The sequence below is a fragment of the Lentibacillus sp. genome, assembly GCF_035301925.1.
Classification (GTDB): Bacteria; Bacillota; Bacilli; order Bacillales; family Amphibacillaceae; genus Lentibacillus.
On record NZ_DATGTI010000192.1, the window covers coordinates 1 to 6,365 of the forward strand.

Here is a 6,365-nt window from a genome sequence, read left to right on the forward strand (position 1 = left end):
GGCATCCTGATATTCGATGCGTTTTTGATCGGCATTGATCTGTGCATCTTTGGCCGGGCGACCGAGTTTCGGTCCGCTCAGGCGAATACCGTGGGTTTGACAGTATTTGCGGTTCTCCCGTGTGCGGTAGATTGTGTCTGCCAATACAGCTTCCGGGTAATGGCCATAGCGTTGTTTGTACTGTTCAACCGACGCCTGGAGCCCTTTGCCTTCGTGATACGGATTCCATGACAGCACATCCAGAAATGTATAGTCATCCACCAGACTCACCGACAATTTGGCACCGAATTCGACCGGTGCGTTCATCTTGCCGCGGACGATCGGGCGTACATGTGGCTGGCGGATACTGACGATGCGATCGTTGATGCCGGCCGTCTTTTCTTCAAACATTTTGCTTTGTTGGCGGTATAATTCCTGGATGACCAGCAGGTCGCGGTACTGACTCGGACTCAGGGCTGCCAATCCGTTTTTGTCGGCGAGTGCGCTGACGTGTTTCAAATTACGCCCGACTGGATTTGGACAAATACCAACACTTCCATTATAAAGGATTTTTTATGCCCTCAAACCGATATTTTGGATAATTCCCAATATTGGTAATATTATAGTATTATTTATGCAACACTAGTGAAATTTTTTGATGAATTTATCAAACGTACACACCATTTGCCTGCTTATATCTAAAAGTAAGGACCGGCCCGCCAAGGATATTTTCAAATCCATATTAAACTTTATGGTGACTGATATCTACGGTTTTATTGTTTTCCTTAATCGTCCATATCACCAGTGGTATCAATATCAATGATAAGATACCTCCTGTGAGCGACAACATTTCGAAGCTGGATCCGGCGACGACCATTCCTGACATGGCTCCGCCTGAAGCTCCACCGAGAGCGATGAATACATCCACAGTTCCCTGTGTCTTAGCACGGGTGGCAGTTGCTGTCGAATCGACGATCATTGCTGTACCACTAATCAAACCAAAGTTCCAGCCAAGGCCCAGTAAAATCAGGGCGATAGCTACGAGAATCATTGATTCTCCGGGAGAAAAGGCTGCAATGAGACCTGAAGCAAGCAATGTCACTCCAGCTGCAATTGCCACGAAAGGGCGTCCGAGTTTATCAACGAGTATCCCTGTTAAAGGTGATGGCAGATACATCGCCGCAATATGAAAGCCAATCACGAGTCCCACTGCACGCAGACTATGCCCATGATCGCCCATATGTACAGGCGTCATTGTCATAATCGCAATCATTACAATCTGGGTGAGCACCATGATGAACGCACCTGTCATAATCGTTCTTTTATTAATCTGTCGGGGTACAGGCACTTCCTCCGTTTCAACTGTTTCGGCTGCCGACTGATGCTCATTGAGTTTCAAAGAAACCATGAACGGGTCAGGACGCAGGAAGACAAATAAAAACAGCCCGGCGGTTATGAATGCTGCTGCCGAAAGGATAAAGGGACCGGCCAGTTCCGGTACTCCGATGGAAACAGCAAAACCCCCCATAACATCAACCAGATTCGGCCCGGCTACCGCACCAAATGTGGTAGAGAACATTGCGATACTCACTGCCGTTCCACGCTGTTTTACCGTTGCCAGGTCGGTTCCTGCGTAACGCGCCTGTAAATTTGTTGCCGTACCGGCACCGTATATGAGCAGGGATATGAATAATAATAACACACTGTTGAAAAGCGCTGCAATCACAACTCCGGCTGCACCAATCCCACCTGTGATAAAACCTGTTGCGAGTCCTGTGCGTCTCCCAAAACGGTTTGATAATCTTCCGACCGCGAGTGCCGCACCGGCTGAGCCTAAAGTAAACAATGCCGCCGGCAATCCGGCAAGCGCATTTGTACCCAGCATTTCTTCAGCAAGCAGAGCACCTACAGTAATTCCTGCGGCAAGCCCGGCGCCTCCAAAAATTTGGGAGATCACGACGACAATCAAAGTGCGTTTATATAACTGCTGTTGTTTTTCCGGTGAATTTATGTAATTGCTTATCCCATCATTCTTTTCTTTCATAAAACTGCTCCTCCTTCCAAATTTTAAATTGAGTAAAATAAACTTTTTCTACAGATAGATTAAAAACTTTACATATAGAATTGTACAACTTATAATTCGAGTAATCAATAAATTAGTTGAATAGGTATAGGAGGGATTAATTTGGAGCAAAGAGAATTTAAAGATACGGTATACGGACACTTCGCAAAAATCAGTAAAGCGCTCGCCAGTCCGAGACGTTTTGAAATAATTGATTATTTATCACAGGGGACGAAAACGGTGGAAAAATTATCAAAAGAGACTAAGATGTCTGTAGCGAATACCTCCCAGCATCTTCAATCATTGCTGGAGGCGAAACTTGTCAAATTCCGTAAAGAGAAGAATTTTGTATATTATTCGCTTGTCGATGACAATGTAGGACAGGTTGTACTGATGATTAAAGGACTCGCGGAAAATAATTTCAGTGATGTAACAAAAACAAGAAAAGAATACATTGAAAAAAGTGAAAAAATTCAAATGATTGAACTTAAAGACATGCTGGAGGAGATACAGAACAAAACTGCCGTTTTGATCGATGTCCGACCCCGGGATGAATTTGACAGTTACCATATTTCAGGAGCAACATCCATCCCGGTAGACGATCTCGATACCCATATAGAATCTCTTCCCAAAGATAAGAAAATCATTGCTTATTGCAGGGGACCATATTGTGTTTTTGCCTCCCGGGCTGTAAAGCTTCTGAATGAGAGAGGTTATGAAGCTTATCGTATAGAAGAAGGCATCAATGAATGGAAAGAGTTCAAGTATATTCATCTGCCTTAATATATAGATGAAAATAGTTATGATTTTAAAGAAGGAGAATTGTTGATGGCAAGAGACCAGATTTATGATGTGATTGTTGCAGGAGCCGGACCGGCAGGAATGACTGCGGCAGTTTATGCATCACGTGCAAATTTAAATACGTTAATGATAGAAAGAGGTGTGCCGGGCGGCCAGATGGTGGACACGGAAGAAGTAGAAAACTATCCGGGTTTTGATCACATTCTGGGTGCCGATCTATCAAATAAAATGTTTGAACACTCAAGAAAATTCGGTGCAGAATATGCATATGGCGATATCAGTAAAGTGGAAGACTATGGTGACTATAAGCTGATTATTGCAGGAGATAAAGAATATAAAACACGTTCGCTGATCATTTCAACAGGTGCCCAGTTCAAAAAAATGGGAATTGAAGGTGAGAGTGAACTGACAGGACGCGGAGTATCATACTGCGCTGTATGTGATGGTGCTTTCTTTAAAGAGAGAGAACTTGTCGTCATCGGCGGTGGGGACTCTGCAGTGGAAGAAGGCATGTACTTAACACGTTTTGCCGACAAAGTGACCATAGTTCACCGCCGTGATAAATTACGTGCTCAGAATATTCTCCAGGAACGGGCGTTTAAAAATGAAAAAATGGATTTCATATGGGACACCGTGGCGGAATCGATTAACGGCACAGAAAGAAAAGTGAGCAGTGTGACACTTAAGAATGTGAAGAGTGGGGCGAAATATGACCATTCGATTGATGGTGTCTTCATTTATATCGGTATGGTGCCGCTCAGTGAACCTTATCAATCACTCGGTATCACTAACGCGGAAGGCTATATATCGACTAACGAAAAAATGGAAACAGATGTACCCGGTATTTTTGCAGCAGGCGACATACGTGCAAAAGAGCTCAGACAAATTGTTACAGCGACCGGCGATGGCAGTATCGCAGCAGAAACTGCCATCAAATATGTTGAAACACTTTCAGAGAAACTGAGTACTTCTGTCAAATAAAACTTTCAGCCGGATTACAAAAATTTTGAAAAATGATAAAATGACGATTTATCTTGATTGATGAATAGCCATTGTTTATTTTTTTCAATCTGAAAATATTTCTTAAATGGGACAGGAGAATGACGATGTATGACATAGTTATAGCAGGTGCCGGGCTGACCGGCTTAAGAATTGCAAAAAAATTAGCACAAACAGATATTAAATTTTTAATGATTGAAGCAAAGTCTTCAATGGGAGGACGTATACAATCGGACTACAGTACAGCAGCTTCTGCCTATTTCGATTTGGGTCCTACATGGTTCTGGCCGGATTTCCAACCCAATATGAAACAACTGCTGAATGAACTCAACTTGAAAAATTTTGAACAATTTTCAGGTGGCGACCACACTTTTGAAAATCCTCACGGAATGATCCGCCATTTTAAGACGGATATGCCCGCATCAAGCAGGATAACAGGTGGTATGAAGTCACTGATTGAAGCAATGCAGAAACAAATACCTTCTGAAAATTTTATGCTGAATATCGAGTTAAAACAACTTAACCTGCTGGACAATGATGAAATTGAAATGACAGCCGTGAATAAAGAAAATAAAGACGTTTCATTCGTCACTAAATCTGTTGTACTTGCCATGCCGCCTAATATCATCCAGAAAAACATTTCTTTTGTACCTGAACTCGCAACAATTACACAGAAAAACCTTTCCATTCAAAGAACATGGATGGCATCACAGGCCAAGATAGTCGTTATTTATGACCGTCCCTTTTGGAGAGATAATAATTTAAGCGGCACAGCAAATAGTCACCGGGGGCCGTTACAGGAAATACACGATGCTTCACCAGAAAATAATCACACGGGAGCTTTGTTTGGGTTCTTCGGCCTGTCGCCTCAAGAAAGAAGAAGACTCGGGGAACAAAAAATCTACAAACTGGTCATTGAACAGCTGACCCGCCTGTTTGGAAAGAAAGCTGCGGATTATAAAGATATTCTATATAAAGACTGGTCACAAGATGCTTTTACGGCAATAGAAAAAGATTCTGTTCCGATGACACAACTTCCGCCATATCAACCAATTGATAATGATGAAATATGGGGAAACCATTTATTATTTGCAAGCACAGAAACGAGTGCAATTTCAGGAGGACATGTAGAAGGTGCATTAAATGCAGCAAACGATATTCTGTATAGAATAACATGAAAATTGTCTTATGTAGCCCCACAGATCATGTATGATATCAGCTCCGTAGTGGATTACAATACGGTTTATTTGAAATGATAAATAAGATAGGCGAATCGAACTTTTTTTGGATTTCCAATGTATAAAATGACTTCCTTTAAAAATGGGATGGATCAACATTCACCCGATTAACTATTCCCTTTTATCTTGAACTTCTGTCAAGATTTCGGACACATTAAATCAAGACGATGCGATTTTTGCTACTGATTTTTCCTGACATGTTTAAAATTCAAATGCTGGATAACGTCATTATCCGGCATATTTCTTCTCGAATGCGATCGGTGAAAGATAACCGAGATATGCATGGATTCTTTCGTAATTATAGAAACTGACAATATATTCGAGTATGCTTCTGCGTGCTTCTTCGCGTGTCTGATAGCGCGCAGGATGAATCAGTTCTTTCTTGATAATGCTGTGAAAAGACTCGATGCAGGCATTGTCATAACAGTTGCCCGTGCGACTCATACTTGTCGTGATGTCATGTTCACGCAGTAATGCTTGATAATCCAGGGCGGCATACTGGCTGCCCCGGTCTGAATGATGAATCAAGCCCGCGGTGGGCGTCTGTGTCTGGAATGCACGTTTCAATGCCTGAATGACGAGCGCTTGTGTCATTCGATCGCGACCGTGTCATCTGAGATGGACCCTTCGTCAGTCGCCTGACGGATGACGGACGCCTGCGCCTGTTCCAAAATATTCGTATCACTCAATTTTGTCACCAAACGAGAAAATGTGGCCTCGGAAGGTACCGGATCATCGACACGGAATCCACAATCCATTTTAAACGCAATATCATCCGTCAACCGGCGCGCGAGGTCTTTGACGGTCGGGATGCGTTCGACAAAGCGGATGAAATAGGCCGTTATCGTGGCCGGATAGTTCACGGATTCCGGCGCACCATACCGGGATTGTTTCATCACGGCATGATAAATCATATCCAAATCAATGCCGGCCATGATGGCGGCATACTTTTGGGTGGGTGCCATGTCATATAATTCTTGAATGCTAAAAAAGCTTTCTTGTCGTATAATGGTCATAAGGAGCACTCCTTCAGTCTTTTTATGGTCCTTTCGACAATTACCATTATACAGGATTTGGGGAGGTGCTCCCTTTTTTATATTTTGTACCCCTTGCGGGACAAGGGCTGAGAATTATAAAATTGATTCATTTATAAAGCATTCAGAAAAGAGGAAACATAATGAGTTCAAAAGAATCTACAGATGCTTTTTCTCTGCGTTCAATAATTTCCTTATTCACTTTAGTAATAGTCATAGGCATATTGATCTGGGTGAGTTTTAATGTAAATA

Annotated in this window: 5 protein-coding genes and 2 pseudogenes; 3 read left to right on the forward strand and 4 right to left on the reverse strand. The window is 42.6% G+C overall.

The genetic code is table 11. From position 1 onward, the window contains the following. Both VK080_RS15490 and VK080_RS15495 read right to left on the reverse strand, forming a co-directional pair. Positions 1–498: transposase (locus VK080_RS15490; protein ID WP_414672266.1), on the reverse strand; the 498-nt coding region annotated here is incomplete at its 3' end. A gap of 223 nt (positions 499–721) precedes the next feature. Then, positions 722–2,023 (reverse strand): MFS transporter, encoded by a 1,302-nt coding sequence (locus VK080_RS15495; protein ID WP_324225677.1) that lies wholly within the window; start codon positions 2,021–2,023, stop codon positions 722–724. Positions 2,024–2,164: 141 nt separating this feature from the next. Between VK080_RS15495 and VK080_RS15500 the strand changes: the two genes are divergently transcribed. The 3 genes from VK080_RS15500 (at position 2,165) to VK080_RS15510 (ending at position 5,019) form a co-directional block, all read left to right on the forward strand. Next, positions 2,165–2,824, forward strand: a complete 660-nt coding sequence (locus VK080_RS15500) for a metalloregulator ArsR/SmtB family transcription factor (protein WP_324225678.1) — start codon at positions 2,165–2,167, stop codon at positions 2,822–2,824. Positions 2,825–2,869: 45 nt separating this feature from the next. Continuing rightward, positions 2,870–3,823 carry a thioredoxin-disulfide reductase gene (trxB, locus tag VK080_RS15505; protein ID WP_324225679.1) on the forward strand — a complete coding sequence of 318 codons (954 nt, stop codon included), beginning with the start codon at positions 2,870–2,872 and terminating at the stop codon, positions 3,821–3,823. A 125-nt stretch (positions 3,824–3,948) separates the two neighbouring features. Further along, positions 3,949–5,019, forward strand: a complete 1,071-nt coding sequence (locus tag VK080_RS15510; protein WP_324225680.1) for a flavin monoamine oxidase family protein — start codon at positions 3,949–3,951, stop codon at positions 5,017–5,019. 288 nt (positions 5,020–5,307) lie between these two features. Here VK080_RS15510 and VK080_RS15515 read toward each other — a convergent pair. Continuing rightward, a pseudogene (locus tag VK080_RS15515) lies at positions 5,308–5,676 on the reverse strand (transposase); the annotation flags it as partial. Continuing rightward, positions 5,673–6,095 (reverse strand): annotated as a pseudogene (locus VK080_RS15520) (transposase); the annotation flags it as partial. The pseudogenes VK080_RS15515 and VK080_RS15520, both read right to left, overlap by 4 nt. Positions 6,096–6,365: the final 270 nt, after the last annotated feature.